At 41.0% G+C, this 25,803-nt stretch carries 20 protein-coding genes; 5 read left to right on the top strand and 15 right to left on the bottom strand.

Annotation, left to right across the window (positions count from 1 at the left end):
• Positions 1 to 158 precede the first annotated feature (158 nt).
• The 3 genes from HQN88_RS37390 (at position 159) to HQN88_RS26900 (ending at position 2,159) form a co-directional block, all read left to right on the top strand.
• Positions 159 to 317, top strand: a complete 159-nt coding sequence (locus tag HQN88_RS37390; RefSeq protein WP_216855845.1) for a hypothetical protein — start codon at positions 159 to 161, stop codon at positions 315 to 317.
• Between the two features lie 274 nt (positions 318 to 591).
• Positions 592 to 873 (top strand): ArsR/SmtB family transcription factor, encoded by a 282-nt coding sequence (locus HQN88_RS26905; protein ID WP_028554769.1) that lies wholly within the window; start codon positions 592 to 594, stop codon positions 871 to 873.
• Positions 874 to 956: 83 nt separating this feature from the next.
• Positions 957 to 2,159 (top strand): MFS transporter, encoded by a 1,203-nt coding sequence (locus HQN88_RS26900; protein ID WP_173118321.1) that lies wholly within the window; start codon positions 957 to 959, stop codon positions 2,157 to 2,159.
• A 235-nt stretch (positions 2,160 to 2,394) separates the two neighbouring features.
• Here the strand turns inward: HQN88_RS26900 and HQN88_RS26895 are convergent, their stop codons facing one another.
• From HQN88_RS26895 to HQN88_RS26880, 4 genes are all read right to left on the bottom strand, one after another.
• Entirely contained in the window at positions 2,395 to 8,268 is a 5,874-nt protein-coding gene (locus HQN88_RS26895; protein WP_173118319.1) for an S-layer homology domain-containing protein, read from the bottom strand.
• Positions 8,269 to 8,292: 24 nt separating this feature from the next.
• Positions 8,293 to 9,114, bottom strand: coding sequence for a carbohydrate ABC transporter permease (locus HQN88_RS26890; RefSeq protein ID WP_216855844.1), 822 nt, complete (start codon positions 9,112 to 9,114; stop codon positions 8,293 to 8,295).
• Positions 9,115 to 9,137: 23 nt separating this feature from the next.
• On the bottom strand, positions 9,138 to 10,007 hold the full coding sequence (locus tag HQN88_RS26885) for a carbohydrate ABC transporter permease (RefSeq protein ID WP_173118315.1): 870 nt from the start codon (positions 10,005 to 10,007) through the stop codon (positions 9,138 to 9,140).
• 81 nt (positions 10,008 to 10,088) lie between these two features.
• Positions 10,089 to 11,450, bottom strand: a complete 1,362-nt coding sequence (locus tag HQN88_RS26880; RefSeq protein WP_216855843.1) for an ABC transporter substrate-binding protein — start codon at positions 11,448 to 11,450, stop codon at positions 10,089 to 10,091.
• A 261-nt stretch (positions 11,451 to 11,711) separates the two neighbouring features.
• On the opposite strand from HQN88_RS26880, the gene HQN88_RS26875 reads away from it, so the two are divergent.
• Together HQN88_RS26875 and HQN88_RS26870 are read left to right on the top strand one after the other, a co-directional pair.
• Positions 11,712 to 13,502 (top strand): sensor histidine kinase, encoded by a 1,791-nt coding sequence (locus HQN88_RS26875; RefSeq protein WP_173118313.1) that lies wholly within the window; start codon positions 11,712 to 11,714, stop codon positions 13,500 to 13,502.
• Positions 13,495 to 15,057 carry a response regulator gene (locus tag HQN88_RS26870; protein ID WP_173118311.1) on the top strand — a complete coding sequence of 521 codons (1,563 nt, stop codon included), beginning with the start codon at positions 13,495 to 13,497 and terminating at the stop codon, positions 15,055 to 15,057. Before HQN88_RS26875 ends, HQN88_RS26870 begins: the two co-directional genes overlap by 8 nt.
• Before the next feature lie 427 nt (positions 15,058 to 15,484).
• On the opposite strand, the gene HQN88_RS26865 is transcribed toward HQN88_RS26870, so the two are convergent.
• The 11 genes from HQN88_RS26865 to HQN88_RS26815 form a co-directional block, all read right to left on the bottom strand.
• Positions 15,485 to 16,279 carry an SDR family NAD(P)-dependent oxidoreductase gene (locus HQN88_RS26865; protein ID WP_173118309.1) on the bottom strand — a complete coding sequence of 265 codons (795 nt, stop codon included), beginning with the start codon at positions 16,277 to 16,279 and terminating at the stop codon, positions 15,485 to 15,487.
• A gap of 50 nt (positions 16,280 to 16,329) precedes the next feature.
• The gene (locus HQN88_RS26860) at positions 16,330 to 17,358 is read right to left on the bottom strand and encodes an AraC family transcriptional regulator (protein WP_173118307.1); all 1,029 of its coding nucleotides are present in this window, start codon (positions 17,356 to 17,358) and stop codon (positions 16,330 to 16,332) included.
• Between the two features lie 73 nt (positions 17,359 to 17,431).
• Complete coding sequence (locus tag HQN88_RS26855; protein WP_173118305.1) at positions 17,432 to 18,403, bottom strand: aldo/keto reductase; 972 nt, start codon at positions 18,401 to 18,403, stop codon at positions 17,432 to 17,434.
• 10 nt (positions 18,404 to 18,413) lie between these two features.
• Complete coding sequence (locus HQN88_RS26850) at positions 18,414 to 18,845, bottom strand: MerR family transcriptional regulator (RefSeq protein WP_173118303.1); 432 nt, start codon at positions 18,843 to 18,845, stop codon at positions 18,414 to 18,416.
• A 928-nt stretch (positions 18,846 to 19,773) separates the two neighbouring features.
• A complete protein-coding gene (locus HQN88_RS26845; protein WP_173118301.1) occupies positions 19,774 to 20,079 on the bottom strand; it encodes a hypothetical protein in 306 nt (101 codons plus the stop codon).
• 568 nt (positions 20,080 to 20,647) lie between these two features.
• Positions 20,648 to 21,481, bottom strand: coding sequence for a hypothetical protein (locus tag HQN88_RS26840; RefSeq protein ID WP_173118299.1), 834 nt, complete (start codon positions 21,479 to 21,481; stop codon positions 20,648 to 20,650).
• A 489-nt stretch (positions 21,482 to 21,970) separates the two neighbouring features.
• A complete protein-coding gene (locus HQN88_RS26835; protein WP_173118297.1) occupies positions 21,971 to 23,098 on the bottom strand; it encodes a DUF4303 domain-containing protein in 1,128 nt (375 codons plus the stop codon).
• 434 nt (positions 23,099 to 23,532) lie between these two features.
• On the bottom strand, positions 23,533 to 23,925 hold the full coding sequence (locus tag HQN88_RS26830; protein ID WP_173118295.1) for a hypothetical protein: 393 nt from the start codon (positions 23,923 to 23,925) through the stop codon (positions 23,533 to 23,535).
• 23 nt (positions 23,926 to 23,948) lie between these two features.
• The gene (locus HQN88_RS26825; protein WP_173118293.1) at positions 23,949 to 24,206 is read right to left on the bottom strand and encodes a hypothetical protein; all 258 of its coding nucleotides are present in this window, start codon (positions 24,204 to 24,206) and stop codon (positions 23,949 to 23,951) included.
• Positions 24,207 to 24,536: 330 nt separating this feature from the next.
• Entirely contained in the window at positions 24,537 to 24,992 is a 456-nt protein-coding gene (locus HQN88_RS26820; RefSeq protein ID WP_173118291.1) for an SMI1/KNR4 family protein, read from the bottom strand.
• Between the two features lie 220 nt (positions 24,993 to 25,212).
• Positions 25,213 to 25,614: a GNAT family N-acetyltransferase gene (locus HQN88_RS26815; protein WP_173118289.1), complete on the bottom strand. Its 402-nt coding sequence runs from the start codon at positions 25,612 to 25,614 to the stop codon at positions 25,213 to 25,215.
• Between the last annotated feature and the right edge of the window lie 189 nt (positions 25,615 to 25,803).

The following is a 25,803-nucleotide window of genomic DNA, read 5'->3' as shown; positions in this document are numbered from 1 at the left end:
GACACGTTTACAAGCGCAAACATACCATAAAATATTCCAGATTAATACCATAAAATATTCCAGATGCGGCGTTTGAGAAATTTACAGGTTCAAAAATCGCAGATACTTCCCAAAGCGCTGAGGTAATATTTTCTTTTGCCGCTGAAAGCAGAAAATAAGTGGATGCCTTTATTCAAAAAGTAGAGTTTGCTGGAGGAAGCATCTTTGGCAAGCCGAGTGAAATTGACGGCTGGATGTACGGCGCAGGGGTTGCCGTCCTGGACGGTCACCGCTGGAACCAGCTGTACATGGTTGAGAGCAAAATGTCGAAAAACTAATATGTAAACGCCGGTCACCTACTTAAAACCATCTATAATCACATATCTGTCATTCAAATCAAAATCGTTGCTTAGATGGAAAAATTCGTAGGTTAATTACCTGGGTTAGCCCGTGTTAATTTATTGGTTTTACATAATCTATATTAACTTATATTGGAACTAACCTGCCCGATAGTTAAGAAAAAGGCAACTGATCCATTTACAATGGCTGTCTAGTTGTGTTAATCTTATTTCTATAGTTTTCGAAATACATGTGAAAAGGCGGTGAGAACCTATGGTCGAGGACAACGAGGAAGTCAAACAGGCAGTGAAAGTCTACAAAGCACTCGGAGAGCCGACCCGGATCAAAATAGCGATGCTTCTTACAGAAGAGATGAATCTCTGTTGCTCCGACATCAGTAGCAAGCTCGAGTCCGTTGCCGGTTCCACGCTGTCGCATCACTTGAAACAGCTTACGGAATGCGGACTGCTCACGCTGCGCAAAGACGGAACGTACATTTATTACAGCGTCAATAAAGAAGTCGCGCGAAAGTATGCCCCGTATCTACTGGGGTAGCCGTTTTTTTTCGTCGTATATTTCGATATATTTAGAAATATAAAAATACTATATAGAGAAAAATGGATAAGGAGTTGGAACGTTTGTCTTACAATTTGAAAATTTATATGCTTGCTTTAGTTAGCTTTCTCGTCGGTACGTCCGAATTCATCATTGCCGGTATTCTGGATAAAGTATCTGACGATATCGGCGTCTCGGTCGCAGCAGCAGGCCAGTTGATCACCGTGTTCTCCCTTGCATACGGGTTTGGGACACCTTTCCTGATGGCGGCCGCTGCCAAAGTCGACCGCAAAAAGCTGATGCTATACGCGCTCTCGGTATTCATCATCGGCAATGTCGCAGCCTACTTGTTCTCTGGCTTCGGCGCCCTCATCGTTTCTCGAGTTATCGTAGCCCTCAGCAGCGGCGTATTCGTTGTCACGGCGCTCACAGTCGCTGCGAAACTTGCACCTGCGGAGAAGCAGGGCAGTGCCATTGCCACGCTCGTCATGGGCTTCAGTACGGCACTGATCGTCGGCGTACCGCTTGGCCGGCTAGTCGCTTCCGCCTATGACTGGAAGGTTGTTTTCGGCGGCATCGGACTGCTTGGACTACTTGCGTTGCTGCTCATTGCCTCCACGATTCCAAAGACAGACGGCGAGCAGCCGGTACCGCTGCGCGACCAACTGAAACTGCTCAAGAATCCGAAAATCGTCGTCGCGCTCAGCATTACGTTCTTCTGGCTAGCCGGCTACTCCATCACCTACACGTATATTTCCCCCTTTCTGCTCGATATTACGGGCATGAGCGAGAAATTCGTTAGCATCGCTCTACTTGCGTTTGGTATTGCCAGTCTGATCGGCTCCAAGCTTGGCGGGTTCGGCACCGACCGTTGGGGATTCAAGCGCACACTAGTGACCGGCATGCTGTTCCACGCAACCTGGCTGGTTGTGATTTCATTCGCCGCCCATTCGCCAGGGCTGATGTTCCCTTTGCTCATGCTCTGGTCCTTTTCCGCATGGTCGTCCGGCCCGACGCAGCAGTACCATCTAATCTCGCTTGCGCCTGAAGCGACCAGCATCATGCTTAGCCTGAACAGCTCCGTCGTCCAGCTAGCTATGGCTGCCGGTGCGGGCATCGGCGGCATCGTCGTAGAAGCCTCTTCGTTGACAGCCGTCACCTGGATCGGCGCCGCCGGCGTCGCCGTCGCCGCACTCATGTCGGCCGCGTCCTTCGGTTACTTCCGCGTCGGCGCGGCTTCCCGAGCAGCACACAAGGCAGCTCGCGCAGGGAAGATCTCCTCATAAGCATTTCTCTTTCACGTCAACTGCGCAGCGCCTAACGTGCCAGACCCAAGCAAAACGAAAAGAAGCATGCAGCTCCCGCTTTGACTAGCAGGCTGCATGCTTTTCAAGAGGGCGAGTACTTCAAGGAGAAGGCAAAAGAACGCTATATAGTTGAAGCGAAAAAAAGTAAAGGCGAATTCTCATTCACAATGGAATGAATATTCGCCTTTACGAGTTTAAGTGCATTTTATTATATTTATTTTTTCTTTGGTAACGACATTTTCAAAAGAACCGTTACTGCCTCTGCTCTTGTTGTGTTGGCATCAGGAGCGAATTCATTCGCTCCTTTACCTTCAATAATACCAAGTTTCTTTATTGCTGCTACTGCACCTTTTGCCCACTGCGGAATATTTACGTCATCTGCAAAGTCAGTTGTGGCATTAGACTCGACAGCTAGACCGAGCGCATTCGCAATCATAGATGCCATTTCAGGTCGAGTAATTTCCGTATTCGGACGGAAAGAACCGTCCTCGTATCCATGAATAATGCCCGCTTGTACCGCTTGTGCAACCTCTCTCTGCGCCCAGGTTTCTATCGTAGCTTCATCTGTGAAAGTCAGTGCAGCACCTTCTCCATGCGGCTTCAATGTATGCATCAGCATGACCGCAAATTCTGCACGAGTCACAGCAGTATCTGGCACAAAGGTACCGTCTGAATAACCACTGACGATTCCGCTGCTCACAGCTTGCTTGATGCTTGCCTCAGCCCAGTGTCCAGCGATATCGCTGAATGTAACCGTGCCTGTTGAAGGATCCTTTGTTGAGATATCTACATGGTCTACGGCCATTACAACATACTTGGTAAAGTGATTAACATCCACTGTAATGTAATTCCCGTTCACTTTGCCACCTGCAACTTCCACCCACACTTGCTTCACTTCATCATAATAAAATACAGCTGCCTTTTGATCTTTTTTCAGGCTTGTTGGATCGAATGCAAAGGTCAGCGTTACCGCTTTACTAAAGTTCTCAGAGAAGTTTTTCAAAATCTCATACACCGGGCTCGCCAGAACTTCTTTATTCGTTAAAAGGTTTTGGCTATCCATTACTTTTTCGATCGTTAATTTTAGCTCTTTGTCCGAAGCATCTTTGGGAATTGTGATCGTGACCGCATCTCCTCCGAAACTAACCTCACCTGTTGTGCCTACTGGAAGCGTTAATTTACCATCTGTAGAGGTAACAGAGTTGTTTATTGGAGGCGTTTGTGAAGACGGCCCCGAATCCGTTGACTCTGGTTGAGCTCGGTTCACATTGATCGTATACGTATTTATCGTACTTCCATCCCCCGCTGTTACCACAATCTGAATAGGGTTTGCCCCTACAAGTAAGTTTGCCGCACGATAAGCATGCACATTACCTGTTTCAGAAATTTTAGCAGCTCCTGAAACCACAAGCACTTCATTTGGATCAGCTTTGGTCAGGGTGAGATTAAGACTTGAAGCTGTGTTAGGAACATTGACCACATAATTCGATACCGATGACGAAAATGCAGGTGATAGCGTACCTTGATCCACCGCCAAATTAGTCAGTAGCGCATTGTTACTAAAACTTGTTAAGTAAATCGTCAAGTTTTTTGTACTTGCTGGTACGGTAACCATGCCTTTTTCTTTATCAATAACACCTGCTGATGCATGAATGATATTGTTCACCATAATCGGTAATTGAACGCTAAAGTTAGCACGACTTGCGTCAACTTTCGCTTGATCCAGCTTCGTCTCAAATGTCACATAGAGTTTGTTATCATCTCTTACTACGGTATATCCTACTCTTCCTCCTTGTAGCGCAGGGTAGTTCTGTACATCGGCTACAACATTGTTATTATCCGCAGCATTAACGACCCACTCATTAGGAATACCACGGCCTACGATAATATCAACCTTTTCATTGTGGTCATAAATTCTTTCGGCAATAAGCGAATCAATCAATACTTTTGAGTTGACGGATTGCCCCCACATATGTGGTGCTGAGCCACCTCCGCCTGGTGTATTTTGCACATTGAGGTCGTCATTCGTCTTGGACCATGGACTGTTTGAATCCGGATAAGCAATGCCTTCCCACCAGCTAAATGGTCCGCTCATTGAATTTTCAATCATGAATTCGTAGGATTTAATTCCGATATCTCTGTACCGTTCTCCACGCAGCGCGGCACTGCCGTAACCAGCATTGTAAGCACTTGAATAGAATCCATGCGGATAACCACCAAAGTTGTACGGAGAATCCGTCGTATTTTCATTAACACGTCTGTTTATGCCATAAGTATACGTATCATCCAACATCGTTAAATTGATATTGTCTTCGGGTTGATCGGCTCCGTATAGGTATCCATCCCATTGCCATAAACCGAATAGGAACATGGAAGCCCAGTTTGCATCTCTTGAATCATGCATGCGATTTTCATCATTACTTTGTACGACAGATGCAGGAATATAGTCAAGCCCTTTATCTGTTATCGTTTGTTGCAATCTAGCTGTGAATTGTGCTAATAAATCTTCATATTGCGCTTTAGCCCACTTCGCCTCATTCAAATAATATTCATCGTTATTTAATCGATATAATTCCCGTGTTATATATTCATATGCGGTTAAACCTGTTAGGGCTGAATAATTGTCAATCGTCCAATTGCCATCTGAATCAATCGCAAGCGTGTTTTTCATAATGCCATTGACGCGATCAGCCTCGATCCTCTTCGCACCATATTTGATTCTCTTTTCAAATACGGTACCGATCGACCCATCAGCAGCAGTCATAGATTCATTAAAGACAGACGTATCACCTGTTTTACTCAAATATACAGCATACGCCCATGGAAGTTTCCAGTTAGCATCCCAGTAGAGGTCTACGTCTGTGACACCCGTTTCAATATTGATTCCACCTGTCAATGGAACGCTTTTCAAATAATCTTTCGCATGTTGAAAATCGCCGCTTTGAATCAATTGAACTAAAATGCCAATCGTATCATGAGAAAATAATCGAGCATAACCATTCTCACCCACGTGTAGAAAATTGCCATCCTTAATCATCATGGTATCGATATATCCAGCTTTAAAAGCATGAACAAGTTCTTTATTAGGCAAATCAATATCTACCATTTCAGCAAGTCTTGTTTTCCAGTACGTACTCATTTCACTATAGTTATGGTCATAGGTACCTTGTCCAATCACTTGTTCCATGGTTAATGACGTGAAATCGGTTACTCCCTCCGTAAAATATTCGTATTTATCCGCTTCAATCGCATATTCCCTTACAACGGTTGCTCCAGGCTCAACAACATACACATATTTCGCATCATCATTTATTGGAATCAGATTAGTAGATACGACGGGTAAAAGTTTAGCTTCACTAGCATTATTCGTTACGGTTACTCGAGAGTAATCAATAACATAATCCTTGTTGTTAACTGTATGTTTGTTAGCGAATGATTCAATTTTGTATGTCACATCATCTTTCGAATATTCACTAATATACACAGGCAAGTATCCTTCACCCAAATACCATTGAATATTGCTCGTATCTGTCACACCGAATGTGACCATTTGTTTGGGAGCAACGGGTCCATGCTGCATAGGACGATTCCCGCCAATTTGATACGAACCATCCAAGAACGCAAGAGAAGCATTTTTATCCCCTTCAAAACCAAAAGCTGATATCCGGTTTGGATTCGTTTCATATTGATATTTTCCTGATACTTGCAAATGATCAATCGCGTTCAACACTTTTGAAAGTGCTTTTATTTTTTCATTTTGTGATGCATCATTGCCTAATGACTTGGCAGCAGTAATAGCACTGTTTAAAGTACTCACTGAACTCTCTGTGTAACCCTGCACAACTGCGTGATGAATAGTATCGATTTGGCTAACATAGGTAGTCATATCTCTATTTAAAGCTAAGCTAGCAAATGCTGTTTGCAACTGATTTCTAGCACGATCAAGCTCAATTTGGGTTGCATCAAAATTGTACAACCATGCATTGGCTTTATTCAATTCGGTTTTCAATGTGGACCACGACTGTACGGTGTACAGTTTGCTATTATATTGGCTAATTTCCATGATTAGTGCTTGTAGCGCACTTCGATCTACAGTAGATTTTTTGATAATTCTCAACATTCCCGTTCCTAGATGAGCTTCTGACGTGAAGTTCCCTGAAACCGTTTTACCAAAATACTCCGTGTTGGATTCTTCATCCTTATCCTTGACAACCCAACGATATTTGCCAGTAACCAGACCCGCTTGTGATAAAACAATGGCATACCGTGTATCATGAACGAGATTATAATCGAATTGAACTGTAGTGAGTGCACCGTCTACAACATGATCTTTACTGACGGTGACCTGTTTAAGTGGTGAACCGATCGGTAAGCCATTACTATTGGTATTATATAGTTTGACAACCAAGTCATTCGCATCGCTGGCCATCTGTTTGATAACAAATTGAACATAGTCCATTTCAAAACTTTCTTTCGCCGTGAATGTTTGATACCTGTCTTGTTGATCTACCGCGTTGCCAAAATCGTATTCATTTTTTTCAACGCCTGTGTAATCGATCATGATATTCGTTTCTTTCTTTGCAAGAGCAGATTTTGCAGTTAATAGCGCATTCAATGCCGTATTAATTTCATCTTGTGTCGCTTCTGCTTTGTCTAGAATACGCTTAGCATCGCCTCTTGCAGCGACAAACAACTGCCATGTTTCATCTGTATATAATTTTTGAGCCCAATCTTTCACTTTGTTGTAATCGTTAAGCAAATTAACTTTATCAGCGATCTCTTCACTACTGACAGCCAATCCGGAAAAGGACATGTTCCCCCATTGACTAACTACCTCTGTTTGCAGGCCTTCTACTTTTAACTGTACATTCGCTGGTACTTTGATCTGGTACTTATACACCTGAGAAGTACCGCCTGCACTGATTTTCTTCGTCTCCATAAGTTGATCATCCGCATAGATTTTTACATCTACTTTCGCTTGCCACATGCCGATGCCAAATACGACCGTCGACTCCTGTAGTTGTGGTGCTACTGAAAAGTTCCAACCTACATTCTCGTAAACGCCAGGACTTCTGTTCGTTGGAAAAAACACGCCAAATCCTGTATCCCTTATACCCGCTTCATATCCTGTCATTCCGTTATTCCAAGTATAGGATAAATAATTGGCATCCGAACCTCTGTCCATCTTGCCCTCATACCCTGTCGTATTATTTCCGTTTAAGCTAAATGTGACAGCAGCCGAATCCGCTTTCTTAATTTGGGTCATATTACTAACGCCATTTCCTTTGAGATGCAACCAGTCCACATTGCCAATTTGGGAGAGATTAAGCGCATATTCCCCATTTACTTGACTTTCTATGACATCTAGTGCAGGAGGAGAAGTACTGCTAACAGCCAAACCGGAGAAAGACATGTTCCCCCATTGACTAACGGTCTCTGTTTGTAAGCCCTCTACTTTTAACTGTACATTCGCCGGTACGTTAATCTGGTACTTATACACCTGTGAAGTACCGCCTGCACTGACTTTCTTCGTCTCAACAAGGCTACCATCTGCATAAATTTTCACATCTACTTTCGCTTGCCACATGCCGATGCCAAATACGACCGTCGACTCCTGTGGTTGCGGTGCCACCGTAAAATTCCAACCTACATTCTCATAGATGCCAGGATTCCTGTTATTCGGAAAAAACACCCCAAAACCTGTATCATTTGAGCCTGTTTCATATCCTGTCATCCCGTTATCCCAGGAGTAAGACAAATAATCGGTATCCGCTCCTCGATCCTGCTTGCCCTCGAAACCTGTCGTGTTATCTCCGTATACACTGAATGTCACAGCGTTCGAATTCGCTTTTTTAATTTGAGTCATATTATTGACGCCATTTCCTTTGAGATGCAGCCAGTCCACATTACCCATTTGGGATAGATTAAGCGCATTTTCCCCGTTCACTTGGCTTTCTACTACATCAAGTCCAGAACCATTTATACTGCCATTGTCAGCAAATACAACAACAGCTTGACCCATTGATGTTATAACCATACAAATTAGCAATAATGCCGAAGTCAACTTTTTCAACCTTTTTCTCAACATCACATAAGACCTCCATTACGATAACTATCCTTTAACTGCACCCGCTGTCAAACCAGAGACTACCTGTTCTTGCATGATGATGTACACAATAATACTTGGGATGATAACAATAATCGTAGCTGCAAACATAACACCGTAGTCGCTTCCAAATTGGCTTTTAAAGTAATATAAGGCCAAAGGAAGTGTTCTGCTGTTACTACCAGTGGTTAACGTAAGTGCAAATTGAAATTCATTCCAGCATAATAAAAACTGTAATACGGCCGCAGTCGAGAACCCCGGTTTGGAAAGAGGTAAAATGACTCGGTAAAAAGTCTTTATGAAGCCTGCGCCATCCAAATAAGCGGACTCTTCCAAAGATTTGGGAATCGTAAGGAAAAAACTTGAAAGAATGAATAGGGAAGTGGGCAGTCCGAAACCTGCATATACCAAAATTAATCCAAATAAATGGTCATACAATCCCAATGTTTTCACAGTAAGATACAATGGCTGCAAAAGCGCAGCTCCAGGGATTAATAAAGATAAAGACAAGATGCCGATGATGATATTTTTCCCTCTAAAGTTGAACCTTGCAATTACATAAGATGACAATCCAAGAATAAATAGATTCAAAAACGTACCGCCGATTGCAACAATGACGCTGTTCAGATAAAACCTAGCCAAGGGAGCAATTTTAAAAGCTTTCTCATAATTGCTCATATTGAAATGACTTGCTAAACTTAAGGATGATTCCATGATTTCTAAATTGCTCTTAAATGATGATTGAAACACCCACAAGAAAGGCGCTACAGATAAGGCGATAATTAAGCCCACAAACATATATCTAATCACATATAGTAAGAATTTCATTCTGTTCATCTCCACCACCCTAGTTATTCCAAGGAGTCTCCGATTTTAAATACAGCTTTGGTTGTCATGACAAACACTATGCCCAATAGAATTGAAAAAACGCCGATTGCATTCGCATAGCCAAAGTTATTGTCAATAAGCGCTGTTTTATATATGTACATAGGCAAATTCATTGTTTCGTTTCCTGGGCCTCCGCCTGTCGTCATCATAATAATGTCGAACTTTTGCAAAATGCTGGTTCCTGCCAGAAGGATGCAAGTTCCTATAATATTCCTGAGCATAGGAATAACGATATACAAACTAATCTGAAGCTCACTGGCTCCGTCGATTTTCGCAGATTCGAATACACTTTCAGAAATAGCCGCAATTTCAGCTAAAACCAGAATCGTAATCACTGCCGCATAAGGTAACCAAGTCATTGTGACTGAGAAAAAAGCAGAATTATAATCCATAAACCAATTTTGTGAAAAATCCTCAAAACCGAGCAATCTAAATATTTGGTTCACAGCTCCGATTTCAGGATTAAGTATACTTAAAAAGAGCATACCTATCGCAGCACCGGATATAATATTGGGCAGCATATACACGGTTCTGGCGAATTTCCAATAGAACTCCTTTTTCAAAAGAACAAGAGCAAAACTAACGCCAATGACAATATGCACTGTCGATTGGAGCAGCATCCATAGGATCGTATTCCAGACACTTTTCCAAAAATCCGCATCTACGAACATATTCATATAGTTATGAATGCCATTAAACGTCGCTTCGGTTCCAATTCGCCATTCCGTAAATGAGGTGCCAAACAAGATCACACACGAAGCGGCAAAAACTAAAGCAAACAATAATAAAGTTGGTAGAAGGAACAATGTAATATACAACTTATTTTTTGCCATCATGTGACTCCTTAGTTGATGCGACTCCCCTAAACTATTTAGCTGAAGGGAGTCACATTCCATCATTTTAACCGGTTGGTACTATTTGTTTTTCTCCGCTATGGCGCTTAGCTTCTTCGCAATTTCCTCAGCTGTCGCCTTATTGAAGTTCAGTTCAGGGTAAAATGTTTTCCAAGCATCTGTTACATTGGCAAAGTTGATGGAGTCTAGGTTTGCGAATTTGCTTTTAGCCTGACCTCCGAGTTCAACACTCGCCATAAACAGTGGGTTTTTCTGCTTAAATTCATCACTAGGCTTTACATTGGCTGTCAATGGCATTGTGCTGCTGAGTTCAAGATTAATCTGCTGCGCATGTGCGTTTGTTAAAAATTTCAACAGTTTGATCGCCGCATCTTTCGTTTCCTTGTTCTTAGCGGTTAACATATAACCGACCTCAAAGGATGAAAACATCCCAGAATTAGGGTACATCGCTACGCCAACTTTTGAATCAAAGCCTTCAAGTGCTTTTGTTTTATCACTGAAATCACTGATCATCCATGGACCATTTGCTATAATAGCCGCCTTGCCTTGCAAGAAATTGTTGGCTGCATTCGCATAACCCGCACCCAGTGCATCCTTCGTCGTATATTTCTGAAGAATCGTTTGGATCTTCTTAAGACCTTCTATGAATTCAGGCGCCTCAAAGCTTTTTGGAAAAGGCGTATTCATGAACTTATTTCCTGCATCTCCACTAGTCCCAACAATAGCTCCCAGAAGTAGATTGGTTGTCCAAGCATTTTCGCCGGTCATCATGGCCATTGGCGCAACGCCAGTCGTTGTTTTGATTTTATCGAGATTGGCAATAAATTCATCCCACGTAGCTGCTGGCTTAACTCCTGCTTTATCGAATAACTCCTTGTTGTAGAAATATCCGATAAGTTGAGCACCGTTGGCTATAGACCAAACTTTCCCATCCCGTGAGTTTGATTTAATAGCATCGGAACCCACCTCATCCTTCCACGAAGTATCCGCTTCCAAATATTCGTTTAATGGTGTTGCTAGATTCCCTTTTATGAGTAGATCATTAAGACCGTTCTTACCTTCAACAACATCAGGCAGGTCGCTTGAAGCCGCAAGTACCTTAATCTTATCAACGTAAGCCTGATCACCTGGAATTTCTTCAACTTGTAGATCAATTTCTCCGTTATATTTCTTTTTGAATTCGTCCAAAATTTTCTTCTCCGCAGCAGCTGAAACATGTGTACCTACCCGATAAGTCGCATATTTAATTTTCACAGGAGCCTTTTTCGGCTCTGCCGTATTCTGTGCAGTTGCTGCGGTTGGGCTCGGACTTGCGCTCTCTTTTGTATCTACAGTCTTTGCTGAACTACAAGCTGCCAAAGATAGAACCAACATACCACTTGTAATCATCGTAATTCCTTTGCTTACCAATCTCTTTTTCACTTTGTGAAACCCCTCTCGACATGTTATTTAGCTGAAAACCTTTACTTCATAATCTTATTATCTATAATTATTAATGTTAATGAGAAAATGCAGGATAACCTTGCATTATTTTTACTTAAATCACTATTCAAGCGCTTCCATTCTGCAATTTCTCCCTTTTTATTGTGATATTATGACTTTTCTATAAAGATTTTCACCGCCTCGGATGAACAAATAGCGCTTTCATCCCATCCCGATTACAATGAATTTGGGAGGTCGATTATGTTTAAACTTTTAAAAGCAATATCCATTCGACATAAAATAATTGTTACTACTGTTATTATGATGCTATTTCCGATGTCCATTTCCGGTCTTTATTTTTATTGGAGTATGTCTTCCGAATTGACTAAGAATGCAGAACACAACTGGTCACAGATTATGGGACAAACGAACGATAATATTGAAAGCTCTTTCAAACTGATAACGGACACTTCTCTCCACATGCTTTCTACCAAATCGATTAGGACCTGGTTGGCAGGTGATACTTCCGTAGAAAGTGACAACTACAGTCAATTTGTTAATAAAAGTGAAATGGAGGAAGAGCTTAAATATAGTTTAATGTTCAATACGGCATGGGTAAGCAAATTGATCTCAACCGTTTACATTTTCCAAAATGAATCCAATTACTCTTCCATCTCTAGATCAACGAAAGATGTCAACATCGTCACTTCAAACAATATCAACATCTATAATCAACAAAAAGGAAGGATACTTGAGGGAATTGAGCCGGTACCTACATTTTATAATGATAATGTCATTTATTACGCTAGAAACCTCTCCAACATTTATAATCCTGAACAACGGTTATATTTAATTATTGGTATTGATGAAAATCAAATATTTAATAAATATGCTGCATTACTTGAAATCCCAGGTGCAATGGCGTACTTAATCGATAAACAAGGCTTTATTTACTCAAGCTCGAATAAAAGTCAGATTGGAACGATCGTAGATCCATCGATTTTACATGTAAGCGATAAAACGGATATCACTAACGTAACCTTGGATAATCTGACCTACATGGCTGCAACGAAAAAAATAAATGAGAGCGGTCTAAGCTTTGTTGTCTGTATCCCGAAGAAACAAATTCTGGCCAAATTATCGGACAATATGAGGAATTACACGTTCATTTTGTTACTGATCGTACTCGTATTCCTTGTTTCAAGTATTTTCTTATCCCTTCGATTTACGCGATTTATTAAGGATTTGTTGCGTAATATCAATCAGGTGAAGGTCGGAAACTATGATGCCAAAATGCCTGAATATACCGATTTGGAATTAAACTTGCTCAGTCATACCTTCAACAAAATGGCAAGTGAAATCAAATATCTCTTTAATCAAGTTTATGAAAAACAGTTGTTACTGAAAGAAACAGAGCTGAAATTTTTACAATCACAAATGAATCCACACTTTTTATTTAATACGCTGATCACCATTGGATATAAAGCCCGGTTTTCCAATGATGAGACTGTATATAAGATGGTTATGTCCTTAACCGAGTTATTACAAGCCAGTATGTATACGGAAAGTAAAACCAAAATAACCATTCGCGAGGAATTAGAACTCGTCAATTTTTATCTGTACCTGCAAAAAATGCGCTTCGAAGACAAATTAGAATTTCGCATTGATATTAAAGACGAAGCCCTTTTAGACTATTATGTGCCTAAGTTTTGTCTAGAGCCCCTCGTCGAAAACGCGGTCGTACATGGTATCGAAAATAAATTAGATAAAGGTACAATTACCATTACAATTAATGAGAATGCGGAATCAATCTATTTTAAAATTGAAGATGACGGTCTTGGTTTTAAAGCAGATCAAATCAATCTAGATTACGCCGTACATAGCGAACGTCGTAGAAAAGATCACAACAATATTGGATTACATAATACAAATTCTAGAATTAAACTTATATACGGGGATCAATACGGTATTACAATTCAGAGCAAGTTAAACATAGGTACTAAGGTTGCAGTGCATATTCCTGCAGATAAGGGAGATAACGGATATGTATAAGGTAATGATTGTGGATGACGAATCCGTCATCAGACAAGGACTTCAAAGCTTTGTAGACTGGAAGGCTCTTGAATGCGAGCTGGTATACATGGCAACGAATGGCAAGGAAGCGAAGGAATATTTGCAATCTGCCCCTATTGATATCGTGATAACAGATATTAAGATGGCCGGCATGGACGGCATCGAGCTTGCCAAATATATTTACGAAAACCATCCTCAAACCAAAGTCATATTATTAACGGCCTATGCCGATTTTGCTTACGCACAGTCTGCAATCAAGTATAATGTCGTTGATTTTCTAGTGAAAATCAACCCGACCGAGAAAATTCCTGATGCTGTCCACAAAGCAAAGGCATTAATCGCATTGCAGCAGAAACACTTGTCCGAGATTCGGGATAAATTCATCAAAGAAGTTTTCGATAACATGATTAGCCATCCTGAGGCCATTGTAAACAAAATGAATGAACACGGTATTTCTCTTGATAACTATCTCCTTGTCATGTTTGAAATAAACAATCTTCCAGACGATCCTATTGAAACAACATCCAAAGATTACAACAACTTTGTGTATCAAGTTAAGCATTTTTCAACCCTTGCTTTCAAGAACTTCCGACACTACACCTCGATCATTAGTAAAAATCAACTTGTATCCATTGTTTCTTTTGCGAATGAGAAAACCTCTGAATACATGCAACTAATACCAAATACATCTAAGGACATTTTAAAAATGGTCGCCAATTTCATGAGTTTTGCTGTGCACGTGGGTATAAGTCTTCCACATACTTCTCCATTTGAGTTACCTGAAGCGTTCGGCGAAGTAAAGAAAGCGCTCACTAACAGTTTATATCACGATATCCCTATTTCTTTCTTTAACCCAAGTGATCCCATGCCCTCGGGATTGAAACCTTTACAAACGCACACCTATATAGATGAAATCATGACCAATATCCAAAAGGAAAATGTTGTTGAAGCAACAACTCAATTGTCAAAGCTTTTTGACGCTTATAAAGAAAATAATGTGCCTATGGAGCAAATCAAAGCAGGTGGGTTACTCTTATGTTCAATGTCTTACAAATTAATCGACGAGCCACAATGGGAAGAATCAACTTTCATCAATAATGAGACTCTTACCTACGCTCAGATCCAAAATAGCAAATCTGTTCGCGATCTGTTCCTTCTTTTAAGCACCTTTATTCATTCGACAATCCATATGATTAACTCGCAAGGAAATCAAAGTAATTACCTTGTAAGAGAAGTAAACAAGTTCATCCGCGAACATTACAATAATCAAATTAATCTGCAGTCCATTGCAGAATCTGTACATGTAAACAGCAGTTATTTAAGCAGATTATATAAAAAAGAAACAGGCGAAGCGTTAACAGATGCGCTCAACAAATATCGCATTGAAATGGCCAAAAAGCTGCTCAAAAATTCAAGTTTAAAGATTTTTGAAGTTGCCAGAGAGGTAGGCATCGAGGATCCAGCCTATTTTACTCACGTTTTTACTAAATATGCCGGTGTAAGTCCGAGGGCTTTTAAGGAAAAGATATTTTAACGCTTCCGATTCAGTTATTGGTGTGGAAGTTTCAAAGGAAGAGAGCCATGAAAAGCATTTTTAGACCGTGGAGTACTTCATGGGAAGATCTTTTATCATGATTTAGAGCGTCTAGCAACGCCTCTTTTTAAATTATAATAATTTACATATATGTATCCATAAAACAAATATAAATTCTAGCTTAAATCATATCGATTTATATAGAAATCTAGAGTGGAATAAAGATAGATAAAGTCGGACTTTATTCCATCATGTAATCCTTTCATTAACTTCAATAATATAGGGATCGTCCAGACTGCGAGGCAGTTGGCGATCCCTAAAATGACAGGCACTACCGACAATGCAATGAAGGGTAAGCTCATAAAGAACCAAAATCTCGGTTTGGATAGAATTGACTGATTGGCTGTATTATTTCTCGTTAAATCAATTAAAATATAGTCGGTACCATACCCCCATCCATTCGGATAGGTGAGCCTCTGAACGCAGAGGCATAAGGACTGCAGATGAATGCGGCTAACCGGCCGATCTCCATCGGTCTTATGAACCGCTGAATCTCGGATTGCGGCAAGTTCTTGTCCATGAAATCCTTCTCTTTTGCCTCGAAGGTCATCTCTTCGTTCGAATAAACGCTTTCGATGATCATTTGCACATTCTCAGAAAGTGTCGGTCCGGGGAGGATGGTGTTCACCGTTACTCCAGTTCCCTTGGTCAGCTTCGACAAACTCTTGGATAACGAAAGGAGCATCGATTTGGTCACGGCATAATGTGGCATCTGACCTGAAGGCATTACGGCTTCCTCACTTGCGATAAAGAGAATGCGTCCATAATCGCCGCTCAACATGGAAGGCAGATAGAACTTAGTTAGACTGTTTGCAGCAAGCACATTCGTACGGATGTACTTCTCCCATAAGGCATCCTCTATATTCTCATATGATATGATCTCGTAGATCCCCATGCTATTGACCAGAATATCGACTTGTGGGAACTTCTCAAACAAAGCTTCTCTTTGCCGAGCATCCACGAGATCGGCTGCTGCATTCTGAGGCCGAGTGTCCGGAAATTTCGCCTGAATCTCCCTCATCGTGAGTGCAACCTCTTCGTTACTTCGACCATTTATGAGAACATGAACACCTTCTCTAGCAAGTTCTATGGCAATTGCTTTACCGATCCCCTTAGTTGACCCCGTTACTAATGCTGTCTTATTTTTCAATCCCATATCCATATGTCTGCACTCCTTATGTTCAGTATAAGGATAATGGTACCTCATTTCGTCTACTCGGTAACTAGCGAGGAACGCCAATGATCTTGCGCTACGCGCCAATTGGCAGGAGACTCCCCTTCCCACGTGCGAAATGCACGGTAAAATGAATTTTGATCTTCGTAACCTACGAGAAAAGCAACCTCTTTGATCTCCAGCGAGGGGTCTGCTAGGTATGCGAGCGCCTGCTCGTGCCTCGTTTGCGCCAGCAACTGCTTAAAGTTTTCTCCTTCTTCCATCAAGCGGCGCTGCAAGGTGCGGTCGCTTAAGCCCAACTCGATGGCTACGGTTTGAATGTCGATTCGCCCGCGTGAAAGGTAACGCGAGAGTATCCATTTCACTTTACTGCTAATCTTGCGTTTGCTCCGTTGTTCATCCAATGAGCGATCCAAAGCCGGTGTCAGAATTTCGAGAAGTTCTTCGTTATAAGAAACGAAAGGACGCTCCAGATCACTGCCTCGCAGCGTAAGCCGGTTGCCAGACGCACCTACCCGAACCGAGCATCCGAAATAAGCTTCGAGTACTTCCGTGTTGCCCATATCGTGGACGAACTCTACCGAATAAGCCGTGAGCGGCTGACCGGTTCCTCGTCGTCCTAGCTCTAAGAGATAGGCCAGTGTAATCCCAACCAGTACAGGAGGTCCGGGCTCCGTGGCATGCTGCCAATCCAGTTCGATGATACCCAGCCCTCCTTCTTCACGAAAACATAAGCTTTCAGGCGGGCACATTTGCTTATATCGAGTCATTCGCGTAAGAGCATCTCGGAAATCCCTGGCATGGAAGGTCGCTAAGGCGGCCGGTGGATATTGCGCCGTCTCGAATGCGGTGGCCAACTTGACGATTCCCGTGGCAGTATCCCCGACAAGTTCGGCATAAGCCTGCCAGATCGCGTAGTATTGGGCGGTTGTGACGACTGGATCGTCGATGACGGTCAAAGGCAGATGAGCATGGCGCGCTACTTCTTGAGGGGGAATCCCTAATAGGCGCAAACTGGACCAGAACCCTAGCGCGAGCTTCACTCGATCAGCGGCTGTTGCTTTCATTATGTTTAACCTCCTAGGGCAATATCGAATATCAAAAATGGCCCACGGATAGCGTGGACCATTAAATTATAGCTTAACCATCAAGCAGCGTCATTTGTTCTTTCATGTATCGAGTGCCTTGAGTAATGTTCTTCGGACTAACGTTCTCAATGCGCGTAAGGTCCTCTTTCGTCAGGACAACATCCGAGGCAGCGGCATTTTCCTCCAAATACTTAATTCGCTTCGTTCCTGGGATGGGAAGCGCTCCATTAGAGATCGTCCAGGCGATGGCCAATTGAGAGGGCGAACAATCTTTTTCAAGCGCTATCTCCTTGATCTTATTAACAATCTCCAAGTTCTTCATAAAGTTCTCTCCCTGGAATCGTGGCAACCATCTACGAAGATCGTCGGCAGCCAAATCCTCGAACTTACGAAGCTCGCCGGAGATAAAGCCTCTGCTGAGCGGACTATATGCAACATGGGTAATCCCCAGTTCTTTTGCGGCAGGAAGAATCTCGTCTTCGATGTCACGGCTCCAGAGTGAATATTCGCTCTCCAGCGCGGAGATCGGATGCACGGCATGGGCACGACGAATGGTGGATGCGGAAGCTTCAGACAGACCGAGCGCCCGAACCTTGCCAGCCTTAACTAGATCGGCCATCGCCCCAACCGTCTCTTCAATCGGAATTTGCGGATCGACGCGGTGCTGATAATACAGATCGATGTAATCCGTCTTTAATCGATGCAGACTATCTTCCACTGCCTTCTTAATGTAATCGGGATGGCCGTTGATACTCTCGTAATTAGGGGTGTAAGAGAACTTGGTCGCAATGACAGCTTGCTCTCGACGCCCCTGAAGTGCTTTCCCAAGCAACTCTTCGTTGTGCCCGTTCCCATACACGTCGGCGGTATCGAACATCGTGACGCCTAGGTCCAAAGCACGATGAATCGTTTGGATAGATTGTTCATCGTTAGTCTCCCCGTACATGCCCGGAGACATTCCCATGATGCCAAGTCCTATCGAAGATAAAATAATATCACTATTGCCCAATACTCTTTGTTTCATCTCTTCATCCTCATTCCTGTTTAATCGATTGGTTGTGTTGATCTTCCATTTGATTCAGCAGCCTGCTCTCGGAAGGAAGCCTTCCCCTCTCAATATCCTCGTAGATGGCAAGCTTATTATTAACGGCATCAAGCGCTTCAGCCAGTTGGCTTTGTCGACGGTACAATTCTTCTTTGTACTGGTTTAAGATCGCTTTTCTCTGCGGAATCGTGGCATCGCCGTCTAACGCGAGATTTACCATCTGCTTCATCAATGAAATTTTCATTCCGGTTGCCCGGAAGCACGTCATTAACCGAATCCAATCCAGATGATCTTGATCAAACAGACGATTGCCGTGCCGATCCCTCTTAATGTAAGGAGGCAATCCCTCCTTCTCATAAAACCGAATCGTATGTGCCGGGCAACCAAGCCGCTCCGAAGCTTCCTTGATCGTATATGACATAGCGATGTTCGCTCCTTTTGTGCAAATTTGAAGAAAGCCGGCTGGTTCTTATTAGCCTAAACCTTAAAGTGTACTTTAAAGCAAGCATAATTTTGAAGCAATTGCTCACAGCTTCAATTACGTGCACGGCTGGCCAACGATAGAACTATTCTGCTCGATCGTATAGCTAAATGAGGCTGCAGTTCACTTTCACGGCAACCTCATTTTATAGTTTGTTGAACTAACGTTCTCCGTTAGAGTTCAAAGGTCTCATGGAAAACCTAATATACTTATAACTTATCCACTGAGATTACTTCGACTTCTTTACAAAACAACTCAATGTTTTCACTCTCATAATCATAAACCTTTTAGTTCAATTCGCTCCAACCATCATTTCTGATGTCAATAACTTGAAATGAACTTAATTGTAATATTAACCCTCCAGAACTGATCTCATAGAGTCCCAACTCCTTAAATTGAGTCTTTATGAGGTAACTCTCCGTTCCTTTATATTCAAAAATAATTTCGATAATTGAAATATCTCAAAAACTTTGCATCGAAACATCATTAAAAAGACGAATTCTTGAGGCATGTAATTCTTTTCTATACGTCTGTTCAGTAATAGTCCCTCTAAGTTTCATGATTTTCCCTCTTTATCTGAAAATGCCGAAGATTATTTGTACATTACATATTCATTACAATTCCACGTTATCCTCCCGTTTCTTGAATGAACAAAAAGAGGAGCTGCCTCGATGCAGTCTCCTCCGCTATAGTTCTCTGATAGCTTAACATAGCTGAATCTATTCCGTTGGTAATGAGATCAAGTTCTTGTCACTGGCTCGAGATAAAAATATTGATGTCATAAAAGACAAGAACCTGATCCTATCTCATTCCCGGATCGAAAAAAATCCAGCGGATTAAAACGCGTGTTTTTCAAATGAGCAATCATTTATAAATGGGTTGTTTTACTTAACTGTTTTAATTTTATTATTCGCTTTCTTTGCACAATTGTTTGGCGGATTGTCTCAATAAATTTAAAACATATCCAAAGAAAAAGATTGTTATGTATGACAGCCATTTTATAAGTGGGATACCTTCCATAAATCAATGATTTATGTAGTTCATCTATTTCTCCTTTATCATTCATTAATAAAATAGTATCTTGGCTTTCTTTCACAATCTCATAGATTTTATATGCAGTAAAAATATTTAAATCATTATAGTATACATCTTGCGCTGGTGTCACGTAAGACAAGAATCTGCACATCCTTTCTTTTTTTCTATTATGAATTATTCGCCTTTCCACTCAGCAACAAAAAGACGATAAGTGTTAAATCGTAACTTTCATGCAGAAGCTCCCGATGCAAAGTGGGTAACTAAGACGAGCTTATTTGAATTGTAATATATACTTTACTAAAATAACATATTTATCTAAAAATGTGTATTAGTTTGAGGAAATAAAATAAAACCGAGCCCCTACGAGCTCTTGAGTGTCCCACCACAACAAGACACAATCATCAACAAGACAAGTGATTCAGGAAAATAAAGTTCGTTAGTTGAAGCCCAGTAATTCCGCGGTTTTCACAATTGTTTGAAACTTAATTAAGTTCGTTAGTTAAATGACTTTTTCAAGAGTTGTTCAGTAAAAATGGAAAATAAAGTTTGTTAGTAATATTTACTTTTGTAAATACATTCAATACTATTTCTTCATATAGTGTAACGCAGCTACCGAATTGTACTGTCAGCCGCGCCAGAAGTTTTTGAGCTACCGTGTTAAAGCGTTGAACTAACGCTTGTGACAAATGGACGGTAGTTAACTTCACCTAACCAAACATACCTGAAATTGAAATCGCCTCGTTCCACTCCGCCGTACCGTCCTGTTTTATCGGCATGAACATCATGTATGAGGTGTATCCCAGTTCCATTCTAGGTAGGATATAAGGAATTGACACTGAAGCAATAATTCCAAGAACTTGATCACTTCGGTTAGAAAAGTATGTGTTGGAAAAGGTACCTCTAATTGTGTTTTCTATGATTTCATTTACTTTTCTCACTGAATAATCAGGATCAATAATTTCCATAATTCGATTTCTTTCCTCATATAATCGATCTAATGAAATAGCAATAAATCCATAGTTGTTAGTTACTCTGATTTGATGATCAGCCTTTTTTAAGTTTTTCTCTATTCCTCCAAGTGTTACTCTTTTAGCGGCTACGCCGTATATTTTTCCTTTGAAATGAAACAAAAAATCCGGCTCTTCTAATCGTATTACAAAACCCGCTCTGTGAAATTTAGCGGCTGTATATAGCTCAAATTGAAAATCTCTTGGCTGATGATTGTTGCCTTCATTAAGAGGGGAGTTGGAGCCTCCAAAGATTTTTGTGAGATCTTTCTTACCGTCATTCATAATTATTGGACTTCCTGTAATAACTGATAATTGCATATAAGACTTGAACCCATCTAATAACTCAATAAGCATTTCATCCTTGAATTTTTGACCCTTCAGCAATGAATGATAATATCTATCCAATAATTTACTAAATTGGTGGAATCGCGAATTATTGCCTACACTAATCCCCATACTGCTCAAATTATCAAGGATTATCTTCAATTTGTACGAAATGAGTCTCAGGTCTTCTGAATATCCGCGAATCACTTTAGCGCTCCTTTGCAATTTACGACTTAAAAATAACATATTCCTGTTCTGCCGCTGTCTTCTTCTATCAAAAAGGTTATTTTAGCCACCACACCCGTCAGGTCGTCCATCTATTCCTCACCCATTACACAGGCGAAAATTATCATACAGATTTTAACATAAAAGCATTAAGGATTACTGCCCATAGCCTGCACAGGCCTCCGATCCGGCAACCTGTTGAATTGAAGTATCGTGTCCCGGGAGCTTTATACCTGACATTTCCAGTCTACTCTAATTTCATTTCTACTGACACTCAAATATAGCTTTAATCAGAATGCCACAAGGGTAGCTTAAAATACGATTGTAGTTCTTCTCATTCATCCCTCGGGAATGAGATAAAGTTCTTGTCAAAATCGGGAATGACAAGAACTTTATGTGCAGCGCTTGGTTTGTCACGGAGCTCATTGATTCGTGAGGCCCCGTTTTTGTTATGACTATATTTATTATAGATTACGTTCTCGCAATTGCTAGTAGCGTATTCGCCCATTCCTGCAAGTCCTCGTTGGAATCGGTCATTTGTTCAGCTATTGCTATGCAGCTTTCACGCTGGTCTTCTGTAAGCTCTCCTGCAAAATGTAGTGCTTCCTGATAATTTGCGATGAGCTCATAATCATTGCGTTCAAGAGGCTCATTCCAATCAAACTTTTTCAATCGCTCCAAACACTCCCTAGCAAGAGAGTTACTGTAACACACCAGACGCATAAATAGATCATATTCGAATTTGATATATTGGGCTGGTGACTCTGGCACATAGTCCGAATGAACAGCAGGAAGCCAGTAATCCAATGCTTCACTCACGGATAAGCCTGCAGTCTTATCAATTTCCACTTGGAAGAGCGCATCCTTCTCCTTAACATCAGGGAACAAGCGATAAAACAAGTCAAGATCTATTGTTTTTCGCATCGTCAAGCTGTAGTCCACATAATCATTTCCCGTCGCAGCAAATGCGATAAAGTCTTCTGTTAGTTGTAACGGAGCAAAGGCATTTTCCTCAATAAGTTGAGCTGCTGCCTTCAAGGTAAGCAGATTAAACCCATCTTTCAGAATACCTGCTTCGAAGGCAATCACAGGCTCATCCTCTTCGCTTAAGCAGTCGTCCTCATCCAGGTCCATAACCGAATAAGCCAAGCTTTCAAAAGCTCTGATGATGCGGCTGCTTTCCCCCATATCATCTGGGAAGAGCTGAAAGCTAAAGTCCCCTTGACTGTATTTTAACGAAAGAACCTCACTGTCTTTCTGGTATTTGTCTCCGTACTTGCCGCCCCGATACTTTTCCAGTGTTTTCTCAAATCGATCTAGCGTGTTCATATAGATGTAGTAGCTATTATGTTCGTCAGCATATAAATTAAAAGCGTATACGTTCTTGTTATCTGGGCCCTCCGCAAAAGATTGGATGACAAACTTACAGCCTTCCACCAGCGCATGGGTAAAGGCTTCCGCTGTAATGAGTTCTACGCCCTCTGGTTTCTCTGGACTGAATTTAGCCTCGTCACCTTCACACAACACGTAATAACCTTCCTGGTAGATAGGTGTTTTTTCATCCAGCAGTCGTCCAAGTCTTGAATAGTAGGTGTTCATATTATTGCTCCGATCTGTTTATTTTTAAGAATTCCGATGAGCTTAATCTATTCTCGAAGTTGAAGGCATCTATTATATTGTACCATCTTTCCCGTAAATTGGTATGTTCTACCTTCTTGAAGAAAAGGAAACCTGAAGATCATGTATCAGCTGAAAAGTGGATTCGCTTTGGTTGTCGGGAATGGGATAATGTTCTTGTTACCCAACATTTAGTGTCATACATCATAGTTTGATTTTATTTCTTATTAAAAAAATAAGTAATCGGAGCTACTTGATGCGCACCTTCCATGGTGTACGGAAGTTCAAAAACATTGTACATAATGCAGAGCCTGGGGATCTTTATGAACCATTGGGTTTTTCTTTTTCTATACACCTGGTTGTTAGACGCTTAGAAAGAAACCACCCTACGATAGTTAGTCGCAAGGTGGTTGAAATCAGCCAATAAGATCGTATAACTCGTTTAATCGAGTGTGAAATTCCTCTAGCTCGCCTGATGTAAACTCATATTGAAATTCATCCTTATCTGTTAATATTAAATTTTTGCTAGAAATATGACCAGACCAAATAGTTCCTTCCATCCAATCAGTCCAATTTAAATAATTAGACTGATATCCTACAAAAGTAATAGTTATTTGTTCGTCTTCTTGTACGGCTGTGAATGGATGTGAACTATTTGATATATTTGGTACTGAAGTAATTATCTCCGTTACCTCTCTGACTACTTCAGATATACCTAGCGTACCTTCTAATACTCCATTTTGTTTAATAAATTCGATCGAATATATCTTTTCGGGAAGGAAAAGCATATATAACTTATGATCCTTCATGCATGCAGCCTCCTCAGTCTGGTCTAGTTTGGTAACCCTTTAACCCAATTTATGATTTTCCCCAAAATGCCTGCTGCTGCTGCTGCACCTTCTCTAGCGGCTGCACCAGCTGGATTAGCTGCTGCTCCTGCCTGCACTCCCGCTCTTTCACCTTTTTGGAATTTTTCACGAATGACCCTTTCTGGATACCCGAGTGGTTGGTAAATTGGATTACCGTCATTTTCATTGCTGTTATATAACTGGTCTTTGTTCCCATTGATATAGTAAACAAACCGAGCCAAAAACCCATTTTTGCCTATAGCTATTGATAATCCAGATGTCCTCTTCAAAAGGAAATCTAACTGGCTCGTTAAAATTGTAAATCATCTGTTTGCTTTTTTCTTGGGTTTCATTATTACCACTACACCCACATAATAAAAAAAGTAATATCAATAAAGCAAAAGGAATATTTTTCATTGTTTCACCTCTTATAATTAAACGTATATCAAAACATTTTGTTGCGTTAAATAATCTGCCCGTTAGGTGAGCAAAAGGCTACCGATCGTGCCGGCAGCCTTCTCTTAATGTCTATTGAGTTGTAGTTCCCAGTTAGCGGAAAGGTGGAAAAGTGCTTAGTCAGTTCGTAGTCCTTCAATAAACTCAGAGAAACTCTTTGCAATTAGCACTAGATGATTATAGCTTGGATTATCACAATCATCATTCATGAAATCCCAGTAATAAACAAACCCACTGTCATTGCCAGCTAGAGAAATGCAAACCAGATTCCTAAGTGGATCATGTCCAATTGCAATTAAATTGGATGGGATTTTCTCTTCTTTGTTGAAGTATAGAAAATTACTAACTAAACTTGGCATTTCCCGTTCGAATAAAGGATGAACGTAAACAAGATAACTTGTTAAAATTCCATTCTTTGTTGTGAACATCACATTAGGAATCGGGTTTCCACCATTGTACTTAAGTAAAAACTCCTTGTAATCATTTGGAAGTTTAATTCCATATCTTTGCTCTACTTCTTGAATATTTTCTAAAGAAATAGGAGCAAATGTATTTTTTATTTGAAACTTCACGTTTCCTCCTGTAAATAGGAATTTTATTTAGTTATTAATTCGAGGGGGATTTCGTTATTCCTGTATGGTTTCTTTTGAAGGATATTTATCCGTTAGGTGAGCAAAAGACTGCCGATCGTGCTGGCAGCCTTCCATTGCTGTGTATTGAACATACGTTATCCGATAGAGAATCAATTATCGAAACATTCCCATTTCCCTTGTTGCACTAAACCCTATTGATTCATATAGGTGGTCTTGCTTGATCACTTGCTACAAGTCTAAATAATCGTATATTTCTTTCAGAGAACCAGTCTAATGTTGCATTAGTTAATGTTCTGGCTATCCCCTGCCTTCTAAATTCTGCCTCTACATATACATCAGCAATAAATCCATAAGAACGAAGTTTAAGATAGCGATAAGGTGCATCATCTTTAATAAATGCTCCAGCACATGCAATAATTCCACCATCATTTTCAACTACAAAGTGTTGTGCCGTTTTTGCCAAATATAACGATCTGTAATCTTCCTCAACAATTGTATGGAACTCAGGGAGTAATCTTTGAACCATCCCTGTTTCTTCAAACATCTTATATTTCAAATTAACAATAATAGGAATATCATCAACGATTGCAGATCTGAACATTTTCGCACCCCTTTTTTGATAATAATTCCCATTAATATTCCATGCTCATATGGAACTATTCTGCCCGTTCGTATTATGAGGTCACCAGATCTTTCTGGTAGACCTCATTTTTGTATGGTCTTATTATAGCGGTAGCCGGGGATCGAACGTTTCTGCCCGTGGGACTTGGATTCCGAGAGCTATTCAGTT

This window comes from Paenibacillus qinlingensis, assembly GCF_013204845.1.
Lineage (GTDB): Bacteria > Bacillota > Bacilli > Paenibacillales > NBRC-103111 > Paenibacillus_E > Paenibacillus_E qinlingensis.
This window is presented reverse-complemented; position numbering and strand designations above follow the sequence as displayed.

What these genes read in the sequence shown, in the direction of transcription:
- HQN88_RS26905 (WP_028554769.1), top strand. Translation starts at nt 592, where the DNA reads ATGGTCGAGGACAACGAGGAAGTCAAACAGGCAGTGAAAGTCTACAAA.
- HQN88_RS26895 (WP_173118319.1), bottom strand. Translation starts at nt 8,268, where the DNA reads ATGTTGAGAAAAAGGTTGAAAAAGTTGACTTCGGCATTATTGCTAATT.
- HQN88_RS26890 (WP_216855844.1), bottom strand. Translation starts at nt 9,114, where the DNA reads ATGAAATTCTTACTATATGTGATTAGATATATGTTTGTGGGCTTAATT.
- HQN88_RS26885 (WP_173118315.1), bottom strand. Translation starts at nt 10,007, where the DNA reads ATGGCAAAAAATAAGTTGTATATTACATTGTTCCTTCTACCAACTTTA.
- HQN88_RS26875 (WP_173118313.1), top strand. Translation starts at nt 11,712, where the DNA reads ATGTTTAAACTTTTAAAAGCAATATCCATTCGACATAAAATAATTGTT.
- HQN88_RS26870 (WP_173118311.1), top strand. Translation starts at nt 13,495, where the DNA reads ATGTATAAGGTAATGATTGTGGATGACGAATCCGTCATCAGACAAGGA.
- HQN88_RS26865 (WP_173118309.1), bottom strand. Translation starts at nt 16,279, where the DNA reads ATGGATATGGGATTGAAAAATAAGACAGCATTAGTAACGGGGTCAACT.
- HQN88_RS26860 (WP_173118307.1), bottom strand. Translation starts at nt 17,358, where the DNA reads ATGAAAGCAACAGCCGCTGATCGAGTGAAGCTCGCGCTAGGGTTCTGG.
- HQN88_RS26855 (WP_173118305.1), bottom strand. Translation starts at nt 18,403, where the DNA reads ATGAAACAAAGAGTATTGGGCAATAGTGATATTATTTTATCTTCGATA.
- HQN88_RS26850 (WP_173118303.1), bottom strand. Translation starts at nt 18,845, where the DNA reads ATGTCATATACGATCAAGGAAGCTTCGGAGCGGCTTGGTTGCCCGGCA.
- HQN88_RS26835 (WP_173118297.1), bottom strand. Translation starts at nt 23,098, where the DNA reads ATGAACACCTACTATTCAAGACTTGGACGACTGCTGGATGAAAAAACA.
- HQN88_RS26830 (WP_173118295.1), bottom strand. Translation starts at nt 23,925, where the DNA reads ATGAAGGATCATAAGTTATATATGCTTTTCCTTCCCGAAAAGATATAT.
- HQN88_RS26815 (WP_173118289.1), bottom strand. Translation starts at nt 25,614, where the DNA reads ATGTTCAGATCTGCAATCGTTGATGATATTCCTATTATTGTTAATTTG.